The organism is Cohnella pontilimi (assembly GCF_005049045.1).
GTDB lineage: Bacteria > Bacillota > Bacilli > Paenibacillales > Paenibacillaceae > Cohnella > Cohnella pontilimi.
This window is the reverse complement of record NZ_SUPK01000001.1, coordinates 293,391-311,844: the sequence shown is the minus strand read 5'-3', so window position 1 is coordinate 311,844 and position 18,454 is coordinate 293,391. Positions and strand designations below refer to the sequence as shown.

The 18,454-nt window shown below is 51.8% G+C and carries 14 protein-coding genes; all 14 read right to left on the bottom strand.

From position 1 onward, the window contains the following. Positions 1-8: 8 nt before the first annotated feature. Entirely contained in the window at positions 9-3,773 is a 3,765-nt protein-coding gene (locus E5161_RS01615) for a beta-galactosidase (protein WP_136775842.1), read from the bottom strand. Positions 3,774-3,839: 66 nt separating this feature from the next. Further along, on the bottom strand, positions 3,840-5,453 hold the full coding sequence (locus E5161_RS01610; protein WP_169306547.1) for an extracellular solute-binding protein: 1,614 nt from the start codon (positions 5,451-5,453) through the stop codon (positions 3,840-3,842). 80 nt (positions 5,454-5,533) lie between these two features. After that, positions 5,534-6,421 carry a carbohydrate ABC transporter permease gene (locus E5161_RS01605; protein WP_136775840.1) on the bottom strand — a complete coding sequence of 296 codons (888 nt, stop codon included), beginning with the start codon at positions 6,419-6,421 and terminating at the stop codon, positions 5,534-5,536. Positions 6,422-6,440: 19 nt separating this feature from the next. Then, entirely contained in the window at positions 6,441-7,403 is a 963-nt protein-coding gene (locus E5161_RS01600; protein WP_136775839.1) for an ABC transporter permease, read from the bottom strand. A 30-nt stretch (positions 7,404-7,433) separates the two neighbouring features. Next, a complete protein-coding gene (locus tag E5161_RS01595) occupies positions 7,434-8,519 on the bottom strand; it encodes a Gfo/Idh/MocA family protein (RefSeq protein ID WP_136775838.1) in 1,086 nt (361 codons plus the stop codon). A 14-nt stretch (positions 8,520-8,533) separates the two neighbouring features. Continuing rightward, the gene (locus tag E5161_RS01590) at positions 8,534-9,343 is read right to left on the bottom strand and encodes a sugar phosphate isomerase/epimerase family protein (protein WP_136775837.1); all 810 of its coding nucleotides are present in this window, start codon (positions 9,341-9,343) and stop codon (positions 8,534-8,536) included. A gap of 178 nt (positions 9,344-9,521) precedes the next feature. Further along, a complete protein-coding gene (locus tag E5161_RS01585) occupies positions 9,522-10,736 on the bottom strand; it encodes a Gfo/Idh/MocA family protein (protein ID WP_136775836.1) in 1,215 nt (404 codons plus the stop codon). Between the two features lie 389 nt (positions 10,737-11,125). Then, positions 11,126-11,905 (bottom strand): IclR family transcriptional regulator, encoded by a 780-nt coding sequence (locus tag E5161_RS01580; protein WP_136775835.1) that lies wholly within the window; start codon positions 11,903-11,905, stop codon positions 11,126-11,128. A gap of 43 nt (positions 11,906-11,948) precedes the next feature. Further along, positions 11,949-12,845, bottom strand: a complete 897-nt coding sequence (locus E5161_RS01575) for an ABC transporter substrate-binding protein (protein ID WP_169306546.1) — start codon at positions 12,843-12,845, stop codon at positions 11,949-11,951. Between the two features lie 40 nt (positions 12,846-12,885). Continuing rightward, complete coding sequence (locus tag E5161_RS01570; protein WP_136775833.1) at positions 12,886-13,527, bottom strand: ABC transporter permease; 642 nt, start codon at positions 13,525-13,527, stop codon at positions 12,886-12,888. Beyond that, on the bottom strand, positions 13,524-14,330 hold the full coding sequence (locus E5161_RS01565) for an ABC transporter ATP-binding protein (RefSeq protein ID WP_425456424.1): 807 nt from the start codon (positions 14,328-14,330) through the stop codon (positions 13,524-13,526). The genes E5161_RS01570 and E5161_RS01565 overlap by 4 nt, the downstream gene beginning before the upstream one ends. Before the next feature lie 30 nt (positions 14,331-14,360). After that, positions 14,361-15,179, bottom strand: a complete 819-nt coding sequence (locus E5161_RS01560; protein WP_136775832.1) for a DUF427 domain-containing protein — start codon at positions 15,177-15,179, stop codon at positions 14,361-14,363. Between the two features lie 264 nt (positions 15,180-15,443). Further along, a complete protein-coding gene (locus E5161_RS01555) occupies positions 15,444-16,037 on the bottom strand; it encodes a YdeI/OmpD-associated family protein (RefSeq protein ID WP_136775831.1) in 594 nt (197 codons plus the stop codon). Positions 16,038-16,053: 16 nt separating this feature from the next. Further along, a complete protein-coding gene (locus E5161_RS01550) occupies positions 16,054-18,303 on the bottom strand; it encodes an ATP-binding cassette domain-containing protein (protein WP_136775830.1) in 2,250 nt (749 codons plus the stop codon). Positions 18,304-18,454: the final 151 nt, after the last annotated feature.

The following is an 18,454-nucleotide window of genomic DNA, read 5'->3' as shown; positions in this document are numbered from 1 at the left end:
CTCGCGGTTCACACGATTTCATATTCGGACTCAGCCGTCACTCCGGTTGCCACATCTTTGACGCGAATTTTCCATTTGCCCGTTGTTTCATTAAAGGGAATCGCAAGCGTGATATAGCATTCATCTCCAGTCACAGCGCGGTTCTCGGAATAGATCCATTCATACTCTCCAAGCGGGTTATAAACATTGACGCTGATTACGTGCCGGTGATTCTCCTCCGGATGATCCGACGCGATGCGGATGAACGTATCAACCGTTTGTCCTCGGTTGATCGTATGCGGAACGCCCAGTTCAATCCCGGTCACGCGATAGGGCAATACGGCAAAAATGCAGGTGTCTCCTGCCGTGATCTCCGTGCGGATACTGTTCGTATATCCGAGATAGGTCTTCCGCCGCACATCGTAAACATTTCCCGCCGCGGCAAATTCTACGGTTAGCGTCTCCGAGCGCTCCACGGAATCCCGTCCGGCCCCGACAGCGAGGCCGTCATGACCCAGCGCCTGCTCCTCTAGCCGGCTCTGGATACATACATACCTCACATCGCCGTCGCGGTAATAGACCGATTCGTAACCTTGCTCAACCGGCGAGCCGTCCGCCCGCTTCAGGCTCGAGGGTTTTTCGACACCGGCGAGTCCAAGAACATGCTTCAGCAGTTCACGAAGAGCGAAGCCTCCTCTGCTGCGAAGCGCCGGATAGCGGTCTACCGCCAGGTTCAAATATACCCCCTTACCTCGCCCGTACTCCCTGACGACCACGGAAGCGACGGTTCGCATAAAATCGTCGAAGTACGCGGCTTTCCCTTCCTTCGCCCGGGTGCCGAATTCCGCCATCTTCAAATCGGAATCCTCGTCTTCTCTTCCCGGAATATGCGCCAAGTTGAATTCAAAATACGGGAAATCGGCGTTCGTGCAAAAGCCTTCATTGATGTAGAACGGCCCTGCTTTCGTTGACAGCCGCTCAATACCGAACAAATCATCGAGTTTCCCCATCTCTGACTGTACGCAATGCTCGTCCATGATGCCGGTTTGAAAATCCCCCACCACGAGGCCTCCATGATTCGCAAACCGCTTGATCTCCTCCGCTTCGCGGTCGCTAAGCGCAATGGAGTAAGGCAAAATGAGCAGCCGGTATCCGTCAGCGATCAAGTCTCCGGCTTCGATCTGCTGCGTGGCAACGAAATTATACTGAAAGCCCAAATCCTCCAGGACATCGATCCATCCCTGGCGGTTCGATTCGAAACGCGTCGTATCTTCTTTGATGCGGGAACCGTGTATGGAAGGCATGGAATAATGGACCGCGATGCCGAGGGAATCTCTTTGGGCCCCATACAGCAGAAGCTTCCCGATTCCTTCCCGCTTGATTTCAAGGAACGCTTCGCTCATATCCCTCGCACTTCGGCTAAATGTAAAATCAGGATTCAGGCAGCTATATTCCCAAAAAATACTGATCAGCGTGAGATTGTGGTAGACGGCGTTCCAAATCCGGTTCTGGACCGCCTTCCCCTCAGCTCCATAGCCAAACCAGCCCCCGATGATGGTGCCGGGATTGGCAAACGACCGGTGGAATTCAAACTGGTTGCCGACGCCGTAAGCTTCAAAATAGCCGACATGACGGTGCAACTGGTAATAGTCATAGCCTGAATAAGCGGTGGATGCTTGGCAACCCGACATGCGGATGACGCCTGACGGATCGGCTTCCCGGATGAAAGCGAGTATTTTGCGGTAAGCCTCGGCGAAGGTGTGCTCCATGAACCGCCTGTGGTCCCCCCAGGGAGCGAACCGGCCGGAATTTTGCGCTTCTTCCAGCGTGTAAGGAACGACGTCCTCCCAACCGGTGAAGCCGGTTCCCCAGACGCCGTTCAATTCGTTCAAATCCTCGTATTGTTCCCGCAGCCAAGTCCTCATCTCTTTCATGCAGTGCGGACAAAAGCACAAATCCAATTCATCCACGTAGCAAGTCAGCGATCCCTCATCATTGGCGAAATAGGAGACGGGGCCGTATTTCCTGTATTTGCGAATCGTCTCTGTAATCCGAACCTGCATTTCGCTCCAAAACTCCGGGTCATTCAAACACGGAATCCGATGCAGGAACAATTTGTCCTTGGTCCGCCAATACGATTCTTTTCGCTGTACATAGGCATGCCGATGGTACCAGTACACACCTAGTCCCCGAGCCCCGGACATGGTCAACGTTTTGGAGCTGCCCGGGAACAGCCCGGTTACCCCCATCTCGCGAAATAACTGCCCGACGAGCGGCAGCCATTCTCCCTGACCCCGATTCTGCGGGCTCATGAACACCTCGAAGTCGTCGAGAGAGCGCTTTGCCGGTGTAACCACGACCGGCTGCGATTCCACCCTATGAATCATATGGCCGTCAACGAACAGTTCAACCCGGACACGAACATGAAGGGATTTCACATGCGTTGCGGTATAGCTGAATGGAAGACGTGTTTCGCCATCCACACTAAACCATTGCTGTGCGGCGATGCGCTCGAAGTCATCGACCACCGATAATTTACATTCGCTCTTCGCGCCGGTCACGTATACTTCTGCTTCCAATGTATCACCGGCACGAATAGAATCCGCACCGACTGAAACTGCCGCAATGGATGCGGTCAGCGGATATTGTACCGGTACCGTGGCCCAATCCGACAAGCAGTCCCCGTCCATCAGAGACAGCTCCACCCGGTACGATCCTCCGAGCGCGCAGGCCTCCGGCAGCGTAAATGAGTTGGAAGAGACTTCACCCTCGGCCATGACCGAATCGTATAAATCTTTGATCGTGTAACGTATGGACAATCCGGTGTTCTCGGACGGTTCAATCGTAACCTTGCCGCCGGTCACCGCAGCCTCAGCAATCAGACGCTCCGGTGTTCTGCGAGTCGTCCAGATGATGCTTCTGTATAGGAGTTCATAGAAGTATTCAAGATACGGAAAAGATCCGCTGTGTTTCGCTCCGCTCCATCCGTCGATGATGGCGTCGTAGGTTGATTCTTTGCCGGTAAACGCGCTGTGCTGCGGGAGAATGTCACGTGGATTATAACCGAACGCGGCAACCCTTCCTTTGCCGTACTCTTTCACAGCGGCGATCGGATCACCTGACTCACTGCGGATAATGACTTCTCCGGACGAATCATACGGATAATAAGCGATTTCCTGGTAGGGAAAAATTTCGAACGGAATCCCGTCGGTTATATAATGTTTCTCCGGCTTCCAATTGCTGGTCTTCAGCAATTCGAACGCGATGCGGGGATATCCGCCGCCCGCGTTCGAGTCCTCGCCAAATCCCTCTTCGAACCGGTTGATGAGCGGCGACAGAAGCTCGAGTTCCTCCGCCTTCTCCATCCCGCTCCCATGAAACGGCTTGACCAAAACTAATCCGGCTCCCGCTTCCACACGCCGCAGAATCGCCTGCCGGGTTGGCTCGGTGAAATAAGACCAACCGTTGATCCCGGGTATGACAAGCGCGTCAAAATGTTCGTCTGAAGTGAGGAGCCGCTCCAGATTGGCCAGAATGACACGGAAATCGCCGATTGCGGCTCTGATGTCGTAAAAATCGCCGATTCCCCATTTATTTAAATCCCATGCCCGGTCATAGGTCACGGTGTCGTAGCCGAGTCCTGTTCGTTGAATAAGCTCCACAACTTCCCGGCCATAATGGACGCTCGGCACGAAAAACACTTTCATATCCGCGTTCAAGAAGCTCTTCAACTTGTCTGAATGCCCGGTTTCAACCCGGGTCGAATAGTCGATGTCATAAGTTTTTTCCGCCATCTCCCCACCTCCAGAACATCAAGCTTTCCATTGGAAAAAGGGGAGTTGCCTCCCCTTGATCGACCCTTACTTCCATTCCCCGGTCACGCCAGCTTCTTGCATTTTCCGATTGACGTCGTCAATGATATCCTGGCCGCCTTTTCTCAAATATTCCTGAACCATGTCATCCCATTTGTCTAAGGACTCTTGTCCTACGATCATCCTCGTTTGGTGGTCGTTCACCGCTTTGTCGAGTTCGGAGACTTTGGCGTCCAATACTTCGGAGTGGATGCGGTCGATCGGGTTGAGATAAAATTTCGACGTTTTGAGCAAATCCACTGCACCTTGTATGAAGCTCTTCGTGAACGGATCCTGAATGACCGCAGCCGGTTCATTCGACTCATCATCCGGAGCCCATCCGCGATCGATAATGTAAGATTTGGGCTGGAGATCGGTGACGTTTTCCTTATCCACGGCGATCCCGTTTACCATTGTATAGGCTTTGTCGACAAATCCGTTCATCCAGTCAAAATCGGCGTTTTGCGGATTTCTGTCGGCCGGCGGGATGAACGTTCTGAAATAGTCTTCCATCTGCAAAATCCGGTCGATCTTATCCGGATCGTCTTTCAGGTTTGCGTTCAGGCTCATTAATTGATAGTAGCCGGAAAGCCCCGGATATCCCTGCTCGCCGTCCTCCTGAGCGAAAGCCGGGATGACCGCGAGTTCAGCGGTCGGATTTATCTTTTTGAGATCCTTAAACCGGGTTTCCGAAATATCGTATGGCTGCTCGTACCAAATCCCGAATTTGCCGGCAAAAAAGTCTTTGCGCATGTCCCCTACCTTGGTTACCGCCCAATCCTTATTAATGGCGCCGGCTTTGTAGAGATCACGAAGCACGGTGATTTGTTTCTTGAAGCCTTCCGAGATGTTGCCCGGAATGTACTGGCCTTTGTCATTTTTGTAATACCAGACGTTGTCGTAACCGGCTCCCATCCAGCCGCCATAGACGATCAATTTCCCCATTCCGAGTCCGTAAGTGTCTTTTTTGCCGTTCTTGTCCGGATCGTCATTCGTGAAGGCGATGGCTGCCTTTTTCAGTTCCTCGTAGTTGGTGGGCATGGGAAGACCGAGATTATCGAGCCAATCCTTGCGAATAATCGGCTTTTTTCCGTATTTTACAGGGAAATACTGCGGAATCGCATAAATCTTGCCATCGACAGTTACCGCATCCCATACGCTCTTCGGCACCGCCTTTAGCGTCGGGTATTTATCGATGTAGTCGTTAAGCGGCAGGAAAGCTCCCTGCTTGGCCCATTTCACAAAATTCGCGTCCACACTCTCCATGCCGATCATATCCGGTAAATCGCCGGCAGCCATAATCACCGGAAGCTTGTTGGTCAATTCGTCATAAGGGATGAATTGAGGCTTCAAATTGATGTTGAACTTCTCGTTGATCATGTTCACTCCTTCTCCGGTTGGAGACGGAAGCGGGCTGGCCCATGAACCGTTGATCATCGAGATGGTCAGTTTCTTAGACTCCGGCGGCTGCGATGCTGTCTGGGTGGATGTCGCTGCTGAGTCTGCCGGCGATTTCGAAACCGTGTTCGTATTCGTATCCGTATTTTTCGATGAGCTGCAGCCAATGACGACAAAGATCAAAACCGCGATCGTCGAACTTTTAATCCAATTTTTCGAATGCATGTTTTCCCCTCCCATATTGATTCCAATCCATCAATCAAGCGGTAGATCGTCTATGCGAGGTCACGAGGTCCGACAGACGGTCAGCCTTTGACGGAACCGAGCATCACTCCCTTGGCAAAATGCTTTTGCAGAAACGGATAAACGACAAGAATTGGTACCGTGGCGAGCAGGATGGCAGCCATGCCCACCGTTTCTGGCGGCGGCAAGTGAGCGGACCGCGCCGCTTCCCTAGTAGCGGAAGCAAGTGTGTTGGTTGCGTCGTTGAGAATAACGATTTGTCTCAGCACCACTTGAACCGTCCACTTCGTCGGATCGTTTAAGTAAAGAATCGCGGAAAAATAAGCGTTCCAATGTCCAACCGCGTAGAACAAGCCGAAAGCGGCTAATGCCGGCTTGGACAGCGGAACGATAATCCTCGTGAATATTTGTAATTCGTTCCCTCCGTCGATATAGGCGGCTTCGATCAACTCTTCTGGAATGCTTAGGAAAAATTGCCGCATCACGATCAGAATGAACGAACTAATTGCGCCGGGGATGATCAGCGACCAATAACTGTCGATCAGCCCGGTCGCTTTCACGACGAGGTAGGTCGGGATCAGTCCGGCGCCGAATATGAATGTGAACAGTACCAGAAAGAGATAAAACCGCTGCCCCCAAATCCGGCGGGTAAGGGAATAGGCCATCGTGGAGGTCATCAACAGATTGAACAGTGTCCCGACGATCGTCACATACACCGTAACACCGATCGAGCGGATGAATTCCTTGGAGTTGAAGATGAACTGGTAGGCGTCCAGAACCCATGTTTTAGGCCACAAGATAAGGTCGGACTGCACAAATTCCTCATAGGACGTGAACGAAACCGCTACGATGTAATAAAAGGGGAAAAACATGACCAGCCCGATAATCGCCAGCATACTGATGTTGACCGTGTCAAAGACCCGTTCCCCAAACGTTCTGCTCTTGAGCATGACCGTCCCTCCTCCCCTTTTAGAAGATACCGTCTTCACCGATTTTTTTGGCCAGCCAGTTTGCGGAAACGATGAGAATGAGACCCACAACGCCTTTGAATAAGCCAACCGCGGTGCCGAAGCTGAAATCGGACTGCTGAATCCCTTTGTAATAGACGAACGTATCCAGTACGTTGCCGACTTCCATCGTGAACGGATTGAGCATCAGGAAAATTTGTTCGAAGCCCGAATCCAGCACGCTTCCAAGGGTGAGGATGAGCAAAATGACGGTTGTTCCCCGAATCGCCGGCAGCGTGATGTGCCAAATTTTCCTCCAACGGTTGGCGCCGTCCATGATCGCGGCCTCGTACAGGTTGGGATTGATACCGGCCAGTGCCGCAAGGAAAATGATCGTCCCCCAGCCGGAATCCTTCCAAATGCCCTCCAACACGATGAGAGGCATAAACCAATGCGGCTCCTGCAGGTAGGAAATGGGCTCCATTCCGAACAACGTAAAAAGCACCTTATTTGCCAAGCCTTCCGTCTTGAGGAAAATGGTGACGATGCCGATCACGACGACCCAGGAGAGGAAATGAGGCAAGTATACGATGGATTGAACGGTTCGTTTGTAGCGCTCGCTTCTGATTTCGTTCAACATCAGGGAGAGCACAATCGGAACCGGAAAAGCGAACACCGTTTGAAGGAAAAACAAGAGGAGCGTATTGCCAATGACGCGTACGACTTCCGCATCTTCGAAGATGCGCTGGAAATGCTTCATGCCGACCCAGGGGCTGTGAAGGAAACCCTGAAACGGGCTGTAGTCTTCAAAAGCGATAATATTGCCCAGCATCGGAACGTATCGGTACACGATAAAGTAGAGGAGTCCTGGCAGCAGCAGCAAAAAGCAATACCGTTCCTTCCACAATCGGGAACCCAGGCTCCGCTTTGGGACGGTTAACGCCGCACGGGATACGACTTCGGTGTTCAGAGTTGCGTTCTCCATCCGCGCTCCTCCTCTTCCTGTGACAGTAGATTAAAAGTTTTGACGCCGGGTAAATTCCGGATTTTGGCGAAAGCATTCTTCGATGACGGCGATTTGCTGTCTGACTTCCGGAACGGTGATTTCAAGCGGCGTTCCTTCGGTCAAAGAGAGGTGAAGCATGCGGTAATAACACGCGGCCATATACGGGTACATCTGTTGCGCCTCTTCCCCCGACGCTTCCCAGCTCTGCTCATGCCACACGAGCTCTTCCCGGCAGTACGCCGGCGTGCCGTCCGCTCTGGACAATGGTTCGACCACCAGCTGCTGCTCCGGCGCCTCCTCGGGAAGGAAGTATTTCCATTGCAGACGGCTGACGGAACCGCTGATCCCGCCCCGCGTCCCCTGAACCAGAAAGGCAGGCTTGGGAAAGGCGTCGCAGGAGGAAATTTCAAGATCGATAACTGGCCTGCCTTCTCCATGCAGAAACACCTTGACGTAATCCTCCGCGTCTCCGAAAGAGTTGGCACGGTCCATCCTGCAAAACACATTCGGCATCGCATCCGTTCCGAATAGCTGAAGAGCCTGGTCAAGCGGATGGGATCCGTTGTTTAGCAGGTTGCCTCCGTTTTTGTCCTGCAGCGTCTGCCAATCCCATCTCCGTGAAAATCCGCTTGTGGTGAAAGAGGCTTGCACGACACGTCCGATTTGACCGGAAGAAATGATCTCGCGGATTTTTACAAACGCAGGCGAGTAGCGGGACTGTTGGAAAACCGCCAGTGTTTTTCCTGCGGCACTCGAAGCTTCCATCAATCGGTCGACTTCTGCGGCTCGTCTCGCCAGCGGTTTCTCGCACAACACATGGAATCCGCGTTCCAAGCATTCCAGCGATACGGGGACGTGCAGGTTGCTGGGCGTGGAGTTCACGATCAGATCCACATCGTCCCTTTCGAACAGCTCGGCATAATCGGCTACCGCGGCACATCCCAATTCGCGTTCCGCCTTGATCCGGCGTTCTTCCAGCTGATCGCTGACTGCGACGATCTTGTACAATTCAGGCAGCCTAATCAGCGCATCCGCGTGAATATCTCTTCCGCTTCTTCCTTGGCCGATGATGGCTACATTGATCTGCTTAGCCATTCCCGCTCGCCTCCTTATGGCATGCTTTTCATATGCCGGATGAATTGCGGGAGGGCAACCTCCGGTTCCTCAATATCCGGATGCCACCTTTTCTCCCACTCGAACGAGAGCCATCCTTCATAGCCGTTGTTCCGCAGAATGGATACGCATTCCGAGATGGGAACATCACCTTCGCCGGCAAGCATTATTTTGGCCGCCGGACCTCTTCCGAGCGTATCCTTGATATGTGTGTGTTTAATATGGCGGCCCAGTTTGTCGTAGGTTTCAATCATCGTTTCTCCAGGCTCGTATTTGTAAGGATTGTTGATATCCCACAAAACACCGAATGCTTCGCTGTCCACGGCGTCAATGACGGCGAGCATCGCATTCGAGTCGGCGAAGTCTCCGTGCGTTTCCAACAGTACCTGAACGCTTTTGCCTTCCGCATAGCGGCTCAGTTCCGCCGCCCCGCGAGCCACTTGCGCGATGGTCTGCTCCCTTCGATCCGAATACGGAATCGCGTCTCCGAATATCCGGATATAAGGAACGCCAAGCGACTGGGCCAAATCGATCGTCGCTTTCCCTTCTTCCACAGATGCGTTGAAATTTTGTTCGTTGTGAAACACGCAGGACGTATCCAGGCAGCATATTTCCAATCCTTTGGATTCCAGTTCCTTCATCGTGCGGGTCCGATTCTCGGGAAGAAACGGCGCGCACTTAGGCAGGAACATTTCCTTTCCGATCCCACGGACTTCAATTCCGTCGTAACCGAGACGCGCGGCTTCCTCGACGATTTTTTCCCATGACCAATCGGGACAAGCCAATGTAGTAAACGAGATTTTCATGAACGTTCCCCTTTCGCCAACCGAAAAGAATGCGCTTTCATAATTTTGTTAATCAGGCGTTTATGTCCGTAGTTTACGAAGAATGAACAGATAAAGAAATGACCGATTTTCTCGTTATTTCATCGTTTTTGCGTTGGCTTAACATTTAGGTGAACTTCCATAACAATGACTATCAAAATTAGGGAGACAACAACTCCTTGATCGTAACGGGTTTCTTGGTGTCGATGGACAAATTCGCGGCAGCTCCGATGAGAAGCGACATCGCTCCAGCCCAAGATCCTGCTTGCTGGCCCAAGGAATCGGAATCGTCCCCTGCAAATATCGCTCTTCGCAATTTCTCGTCGCTTCCTCCATGATCACCTTCCGCACTGTTCACCGGTATCGTTTGTAATCCGCCCTTTCCGTCGTACAGCCGAATCTCCTGAACGGTCTCGCCGCTGTGAACTCCGCTAAAATACTCTTCCGCTTCCAACCGGCCTTCCGTGCCGATGAGCACCGCCTTCCAACCCTCGTATGGACTGTAAGCGGCAAGAGAGTAAGTAAAAAGCGCGCCGCCGGAATAGCGAACGTTGACCGACATCGTATCGTAAATGTCAATGTCCTCGCTGAATACGCAGCCATCCCGCATGTAGCCGTCATGATGCTCAGCCTGTAAATAGTAAGTATCCGTGAAGGCGTTCGCAGTGATATCAAAGTAAAACTCGCATGAGGCTTGATAGCGGCAGTTCAAGCAGCGGATTCCCCGCTCGTCTCTGGTTGGGCCATAGAACTTCCTTGCACCGAATGCGAATACTTCCTCCGGTTCATCGTTCAGCCACCAGTTCACCATGTCGAAGTGATGCGTGGATTTGTGTACGAGCAAGCCTCCGCTGTTATCGAGCTTACGATGCCATCTCCGGAAATAATCGGCTCCATGCGACTGATCCAGCGACCAATCCAGCTGTATGCTTAAGATGTCGCCGATCACATTTTCATCGAGCAGGCGTTTGATCTGGGCTACGTAGGGAACAAACCGCATATTGAAGGTGACGACAACCTTTTTTCCCGTCTTCCTCTCGGCGTCGAGAATCGCTCTGCACTTCTCTGCATCGATGGTCATCGGCTTCTCCGTGATGACGTCGCAGCCGGCTTCAAGGGCACGGATGATGTAAGCATGATGAGTGCTGTCTATGGAGGCAACAATGACGACTTCGGGCTTAACGGCTTCGAGCATCCGGTCAAAATCGTCAAAAGCAGGAATGCCTCCGCACTGTGTGCTCATCGCTTCCGCCCGGTGCCGATTGATATCGTAAATACCGGCCAACTCGGCGCAGTCCTTCAATTCCGAAACAAGCGGGCGCGCAAACATGCTCAGCGCCCTTGAACCAGCGCCTACGATCGCGTATCGTTTCAAAGACTCTCATCTCCATAATTGGATTTTAGATAGAAAAAAACCCGAGATTTAGGAATGATCCTAACCGGGTCTCATCATGATGACATTATTGCGAAACCAATTCGAATCTATTTCATCTCCGCATAACCCCTCTATGGCCGTAAAACCGTGATCATAACCTTCCAGTTTTATCCTCATTTTATCATGAATGAGTAGTGTTCCTCTTGATTGCCGGTCAGAAATAGGAAAAGAAATTTAACTCTCAATGCACCCCCCGGAAACAGAGGAAGCGTACCGCAGCCTTGGTAGGCGGGGTTGGAGTCAACAACATGGGATTGGTACACAACGGGAATTATCTCTATTAAACAAAAAAACCGCGCTGTGCGCGGCCCTTAGGATATATGTTCTTATCATTTCAATAATGGATAACCGAGCAGACTCGATATTTGGGCCGCCACTTGCTTAACTGCCTCTCCGTATCGAATGTTTGCTTCTTCCGTAAATTCCTGAGAAAAGCCTAGGATCGTAATGCTTCCGATCACCCTGCCGAACCGGTCGAAACACGGCGCCGCGACGGCGCTGACGCCCGGGTCCAATTCTTCGTGCGACTCGGAATACCCTTTGGTGCGGGTGATGGCCAGCTCCTTCTCCAGCACGTCACGGTCCGTAATCGTATGCTCCGTATACGCCTTTAAAGGCTGGGCATTCAAATGCTTCTCCCGCTCCTTCGGTTCCATAAACGCCAGAATGGCTTTTCCGGAAGATCCTGCATGCAATGGGCTTAGCCGCCCCAGTAAATGCGTCACGTGAACTGCGGCGGTACTGTCCACTTTGTCCATGCATTGAACCTGCCCATTCGTGAGAATGGAAATCGTGACCGTTTCATTCACGTTGGAAGCCAGCCGCTCCAGCTCGCCGCGGGCAATCCGCTGAAGATTTATTCTTCCGGACAAGCGATCCAAAATGAACTGGAAGGTTTCCACGCGCACCTCGTACTTGCCGTCCGGAAGCTGGGAAACGAAACCGCGCCGCTGAAGCGTACGGAGAATCCGGAAGGTGGTGGATTTATTGATGCCGGAGGCAGCCGACAACTCGGCGACTCCGCAAGCCCCATTGGAATCGACCATCCTCATGAGAATGTCCAGCCCGCGATCCAAGGTTTGCAGCAAATCGGCATCCGTTTCCGACATGACTTACCCTCCTTCCGTACAACCGCTGTAACCACGATTTCGATTATTTCAGCAGGCCTTGCTCCGTCAGGAATTGCTTGGCGACATCCTCTGCTTTTTGTTTTTCGTTATCGACTTTTCCGTTGAGCACTTGCATTTGATCATCGGTTATTTTGCCTGCGAGTTTATTCAGGACGTCCTTCAGCTCCGGATGCTTTTCCAGAACGGAATCCTTAATGATCGGAACCGCATCGTACGGAAGGAACAAATGCTTGTCATCTTCTAGCACCTTGATCTTGTTCGCGGGAATTCGGCCGTCCGTCGTATAGACGATGATGGCATCCACTTGTTTTTGCGACAGAGCCTGGTAATCCAACTGAGCGCCGAAAGCCTTCACGTCTTTGAACTTCATGTTGTACTTCTCTTTAATCGCAGGCAGTCCGTCCGGACGGTTCAGGAATTCTTGTGCGCTTCCGAATACGAATTTGTCCGACTGCTCGGCCAACTGAGAGGTGGTGGTTATACCGTATTTGTCGGCGTCCTCCTGGCGGATGGCCAATGCGTAAGTATCGTTGAAGCCGATCGGCTCGAGCCAAGTCCATTTGTATTGCTCTTTATAAGCCTTGTAAACTTCGTCATATACTTGCTTATCATCATAGAGCGGGTCTTTCTTCAGATATTGCAGCAGCGCGGTGCCGGTATATTCGACATACGCGTCAATGTCGCCTTTCTTGAAAGCTTCGAACAAAACATTATCGGACAGGTTGTTTTTCAGGTTGACCTTGATGTCTGTGTTGTTTTCCACGAGCAGCTTGACCATATTGGCCAGGATATCCTGCTCCGAGAACCCCTTGCTGCTAATCGTGATCGAATTTCCTTTACCGCCTCCGCAAGCCGTTAAGAGCAGCATCAAGACTGCGATAACAGCTGCGATCAACCCTTTTTTCTTTAATCCAACCATGTTGTTCATCTCCCTATAGGAATAAGTTCTTGAAACCGGATTAACGCTTGCGGAGGCCTTTCGGCATCAGCAACTTGCCCAGGCCCAGAAGCAGCAAGTTGACAACAAGGACGAGAACGCAAACCGGTATGGCTCCCTCCAGGATCGATACCGTATCGATCATCGCTATGCCGCGCGTGATGATATCTCCTAGCCCCCCTGCCGCGATATAAGTGGCAATGGTGGCGCCGCTAATCGTTTGAACGGCAACCAAACGCACGCCGGACATGATAAAACCCGTGGCGATCGGCAATTGAACCATCCGGAGCACCTGCCATTTCGTCATGCCCATCCCGCGGCCCGATTCAATCAAGGCGGGGTCGACTTCATTGATCCCGACATAGGTGTTCTGAAGGACGGGCAGCAGGGCATACAGAGTTAGCGCGACCGCGGCCGGCAGCGTTCCGATCCCGAACAGCGGGATCATGAACCCGAACATGGCTAAGCTGGGGATCGTCTGTATGACGGATACCACGCCGAGAATAGGCTGAGCCAACCTTTTGTGGCGGGTCAAGTAGATCCCCATCGGGATGGCGATGATGCATGCCGCCGCCACGGCAATGAACGAGAGGATGATGTGCTCCTGCGTTCGGGCGAGAATATTCTCCCAATCGATTGCAAACGCGTGCCATAAACGATTCATTCTTCCACATCCTCTTGCGACGTAGGCTCAGCCGGCTTCTTACGGACTTGCCATTCTGCTTCCCGAAAACGCTCTTCTCCGACGAACTGGCGGATGAAGTCGTCCACTGGCTCGGCCAAAAATTGCTGCGGCGCGGAGGACCGGACAATTCGGCCGTCCTTCAGAAGCACGATCTGATCGGCGATCTTCAAAGCTTCGTCGATATCGTGTGTGACGAAAACAATCGTTTTCTTCACGGTCTGGTTCAACCTCATGAGTTCATTTTGCAGCTGTACCCGGCTGATCGGATCGAGCGCGCTGAACGGCTCGTCCATTAGGATGATGGAGGGCTCCGCCGCTAATGCCCGGGCGACTCCGATTCTCTGCTGCTGACCTCCGCTTAACTCATGCGGATACCGGTGCCGGAACGAATCGAAATCCAACCCGATCATTTCCATCAATTGCGCCGCGCGGCCAATTAGGCTTTTCTTGCTTTCTCCCTTTAACCGGGGGACTACGGTGACGTTATCCTCGATTGTCATATGCGGGAACAGCCCGATTTGCTGAATGACATACCCGATTTTTCTTCTTAGGGCGACTGGATCGATCCGGCTGTTGTCGGCGCCTTCCACCAGAATCGTACCCTCGTCCGGCTCCACGAGCCGGTTGATCATCTTCAGAAGCGTCGTCTTTCCACAACCCGATGGTCCGATCAGTGTGACAATCCGGCCGCTGGGAATGGAAAGATTGAAATTGTTCAATACTTGGCCGGAACCGTAGTTTTTGCCGATCCCTATGAATTCCACAGCAGACGCTGCGCTCAACCGATCCGCCTCCAATCCTACAAATTCCCATTACTTTTCCAGCCTTTTATAAGGAAGCCGCTGATTAGACGGCAAAGACCACTTCTGGCCGTCTACGTACAAAGCATCCATTTCTTCACTGTAGAAGCAGACGAGCCCCGCGATCTCTTCCACGGCTCCGACCGGCTTCTGATAGCTCCAAACCGCGTCCTTGTACACCTTGTCTCCTACCTTGACATCCCAATAAGTCGCTATGCCTTTGTAGGGGCAGCGCGTCGTTTTTTCGGACGGAATGAGCACGCCGGGACGGACATCTTCAATCGGAAGATAGTAACGCGTAACCAATCCCGTTTCGAAAACGATGACCGGCCGTTTACTGTCGGCGATCGTTTCTCCGCCGGCCACGACCTGAATATGCCGCGAGCTCGGAATCGCGTCCACTCGGGTATACGGATCGCGCGCGTGTACGAATACCTCGGTTTCCTCCTCGAACCAAGCGTCTGTACGGCTCCAATAGAAGGAGATATAGCCCTCGATTTCCTTCGCGGCAGGATTAGGTGTCAAATAGCTCCATGCTGCGTTCTCCGAGACCCGATCTTTCACGCGAATGGACCAGTAACTGGCGATTCCTTTGTGCGAACATGCGTATTGATAATCGGAAGGAACAAGCAGATCCATCCGGACGTCTTCCTTCGGGAAATAATAGACCGGAAGCGATCCCGTTTCGAAAGCCAGCAGCACGCGTTTACTGTCCGCAATTGTTTCCCCGCCGAATTTCACGCGCACCCATCTAGGGGAAGGTTCTGTACGAAAGCTCCATGGCGCTCCGGTATCCGGGAGCTCGCATGCTGAAAGGTCGTTATTATCCATCAATCTATATTCCTCCCTTAGGTTTCTGTGTTTCTATAATAGAAATGCATGTTTCTATTATAGATTCGTTTATTAGCATATTAGAGGATAGGTCGTTTTATGTCAATAAATACTATGAGTTTACTGGGGATTAAATTAGAATCGGCACATGCATGAAATAAAAAATCCGCGCACTGCGCGGAAGTCAAAAAAAGTTATATCAGATTTTTGATCATTATATAATCAAAATCTTCACGGCCGCACTTTATTATTTTTACAAGTATACTAATCATTTAATCCCTTTCCATTGAGAATTTGCGGAATATATTTTTCAACCCTTGACTCCCGAGTCTTGGATTGTTTGGGCCCGGAAAAATGAAGAATGTACGCTCTTTGCCGTCCCGGCGTCAAGGCTTCAAAAGCCGTTTTCAAGTCAGGGATCTCAACGAATTTATTTTCTAATTCTTCAGGAACGATGTATTCCGCATGCTTTTTAAAGTCCACCTGCAAACCGGCATTTTCAACTTCAATGGCTTCATCAATATAAGTTTTCAAAATAAGCTGCATCTCATCTATTTCTTGAACATTGGTGAACCGAATCTGGCGCGCCGACTGTACATTCTCCGTTTGTTGGATAAGGATTCCATGGGGATCTTTTAATAAGGCGCCTTTGTGAAACAGAAGCGCGCAGTACTCTTTAAATCCATGGATTAAAACGATGTTTTTATTCTGAAACGTGTAGCAAGGATGCATCCACTTAAATTCTTCGGTCAGTTCGCAGTCAAGAACGATATCTCTCAACTTCGCAAATTCTTCCTTCCACTTTTGCGCCTTGTTAAAAAATGGATCAATTTTAGGATTCCTTTTCCCTTTTGTCATTTAGGAACCCCCCTTTTCAATTTTTCAAGTATCTTCCCGTAATCGACTGCTTTGCACGGATGATCTGCGCAGGGGTGCCCTCGAACACCACTTGACCGCCCTTGCTGCCTCCGTCAGGTCCCATATCGATGATCCAATCCGCTTGGCTGATTACATCGAGGTTGTGCTCGATGACGATCACCGTATTACCGGCATCCACGAGGCGGTTCATGATCCCCAGAAGGTGACCGATGTCTGACATATGCAGGCCGGTCGTCGGCTCGTCCATCACATAGATGCTGCCCTTCTTATGCAGTTCGCTTGCCAGCTTGATGCGCTGGCATTCCCCGCCCGAGAGCGTGCTGAGCGGCTGGCCGAGTGTAATATAATTCAGCCCCACGTCACTCATCGCCTGGAGCTTGCGCACAACCTCTTTTAGCTGAAAAAAATCCAATGCCTGCTCCACCGTCATCTCCAGTACTTCTGCAATGGATTTACCATTCAGCTTGTACGCGAGCACCTCATCCTTGAACCGTCTGCCTCCGCATACTTCGCACGGCAGTTTCACGCTGTCGAGGTATGCAAGGTCCGTATACACAACACCCAGCCCTTGGCAGTTCTCGCAAGCCCCCTTGGAGTTGAAGCTGAACAAGCTTTGATTAACCTTGTTTACGGAAGCAAACGCCTTGCGAACATCATCCATAATGCCTGTATAGGTCGCGGGATTCGAGCGTGTTGACACGCCTACCGCCGATTGGTCGATGACGATCGCGTCCGGATGCTGGCTGAGGAATATATCGTTAATCAGCGTACTCTTGCCTGAGCCGGCGACACCCGTAACGACTGTCAATACTCCGGTTGGAATATCTACACTCACGTTCCGCAGGTTATGCAGTGTAGCATCCTTGATGGACTGCTTGCCGGACGGCTTCCTGCAATCATGCTTCAGTTGGAGCGGCCGCTTCATATGGGTGCCTGTCAGTGTACCAGCCTCCAGCAGACCTTGGAAGCTTCCTTCATACACGATGGTACCACCGTGGCTGCCGGCGTGAGGCCCGACGTCGACAATATGATCCGCCACCTTGATCACATCGGGATCATGCTCGACGACAATCACGGTATTACCCTTGTCGCGCAGCTTCTGGAGCAATTCATTCAACCGGTGTACATCACGGGGGTGCAAGCCAACGCTGGGCTCATCGAAAATGTAAGTGACATCCACCAGACTGCCGCTCAGGTGCTTTACCATCTTGACGCGCTGAGACTCGCCGCCAGACAACGTGTCCGTCTCACGGTCCAGCGTCAAGTAGTCAAGTCCGATATCCACCAGATGCTGCAGCCGCTCCGTCAGCGACTTGACGACCGGCGCGGCGACGGGATCGTCAATCTCCCGAATGACGCGGATGAGCTGTCCAGTCTCCATGGAGGACATCTCCGCAATGCCCAGTCCATTGATTCTGCAATTGAGCGCGGCCTGACTGAGTCTAGCTCCGTGACAGCTGGAGCAGCTACCCTCGGTGATGTACGGCGCAACAGCTTGTTGTGTGCGCTCAGACATCGTCTTCAGATCCCGCTTGATGTACTTGTTGGTGAACTTCTCGATGAAGCCTTCCACCGTAATGTTCACTGTCTTCCCGCCGAACTGCGTCGCCACTTTCCTGGCCTTGCCGTACAGCAGTTGTTCCAGTTCCTCCTCCGAGTAATCGCTCAGCTTCTTATCGGGATCGAAAGACCCCGACTGTAAGAGCATTGTCCAATCGAAGCTGTTCACCGTGTAGCCCGGCAGCAAGATTGCCCCTTCATTCAACGACTTTGATTTGTCCAGCGCCTTGCTCATGTCGACGCACAGGCTGCGACCAATCCCGTTGCACTCGGGACACATGCCTTGCGGATCGTTAAACGAGAACATGTGCGCTGGCCCAACATAGGGCTGACCCACTCGGGAGAAGAGAAGGCGGAGAATGGGTGAGATATCGGTAATCGTGCCCATCGTGGAATGGGAACCGCCGCCCAGACGCTTCTGATCCACAATAACAGCCATGCTCAAGTTCTCGATCGCGTCTGCATCCGGTTGTGGAACACGCGGCAGAAAGTTGCGGACGAACGTGCTGAAGTTCTCATTCAGCAATCGTGTGGATTCTGCGGCGATCGTATCGAACACGATTGACGATTTGCCGGAACCGGATACCCCGGTAAAAATGGTAATTTTGCGCTTGGGAATGCGCAAAGATACATCTTTAAGGTTATTTTCCCGGGCGCCGCGGAGTTCTATATATTCTTGCGTCATCAGATATCATCCTTATCCGGTTATTGTTACAACACCTTTTCAAACTCGCCGCACCATTTACTCCAGCCATACTTAGCTACATTGAGTGCTTGTGCATTTGAGAGTCCGGTTTGTTCGAGTTGAAGGTAACCTTTCTTTGGTGTCGTGTCAA

What these genes read in the sequence shown, in the direction of transcription:
- E5161_RS01615 (WP_136775842.1), bottom strand. Translation starts at nt 3,773, where the DNA reads ATGGCGGAAAAAACTTATGACATCGACTATTCGACCCGGGTTGAAACC.
- E5161_RS01610 (WP_169306547.1), bottom strand. Translation starts at nt 5,453, where the DNA reads ATGCATTCGAAAAATTGGATTAAAAGTTCGACGATCGCGGTTTTGATC.
- E5161_RS01605 (WP_136775840.1), bottom strand. Translation starts at nt 6,421, where the DNA reads ATGCTCAAGAGCAGAACGTTTGGGGAACGGGTCTTTGACACGGTCAAC.
- E5161_RS01600 (WP_136775839.1), bottom strand. Translation starts at nt 7,403, where the DNA reads ATGGAGAACGCAACTCTGAACACCGAAGTCGTATCCCGTGCGGCGTTA.
- E5161_RS01595 (WP_136775838.1), bottom strand. Translation starts at nt 8,519, where the DNA reads ATGGCTAAGCAGATCAATGTAGCCATCATCGGCCAAGGAAGAAGCGGA.
- E5161_RS01590 (WP_136775837.1), bottom strand. Translation starts at nt 9,343, where the DNA reads ATGAAAATCTCGTTTACTACATTGGCTTGTCCCGATTGGTCATGGGAA.
- E5161_RS01580 (WP_136775835.1), bottom strand. Translation starts at nt 11,905, where the DNA reads ATGTCGGAAACGGATGCCGATTTGCTGCAAACCTTGGATCGCGGGCTG.
- E5161_RS01575 (WP_169306546.1), bottom strand. Translation starts at nt 12,845, where the DNA reads ATGGTTGGATTAAAGAAAAAAGGGTTGATCGCAGCTGTTATCGCAGTC.
- E5161_RS01570 (WP_136775833.1), bottom strand. Translation starts at nt 13,527, where the DNA reads ATGAATCGTTTATGGCACGCGTTTGCAATCGATTGGGAGAATATTCTC.
- E5161_RS01560 (WP_136775832.1), bottom strand. Translation starts at nt 15,179, where the DNA reads ATGGATAATAACGACCTTTCAGCATGCGAGCTCCCGGATACCGGAGCG.
- E5161_RS01555 (WP_136775831.1), bottom strand. Translation starts at nt 16,037, where the DNA reads ATGACAAAAGGGAAAAGGAATCCTAAAATTGATCCATTTTTTAACAAG.
- E5161_RS01550 (WP_136775830.1), bottom strand. Translation starts at nt 18,303, where the DNA reads ATGACGCAAGAATATATAGAACTCCGCGGCGCCCGGGAAAATAACCTT.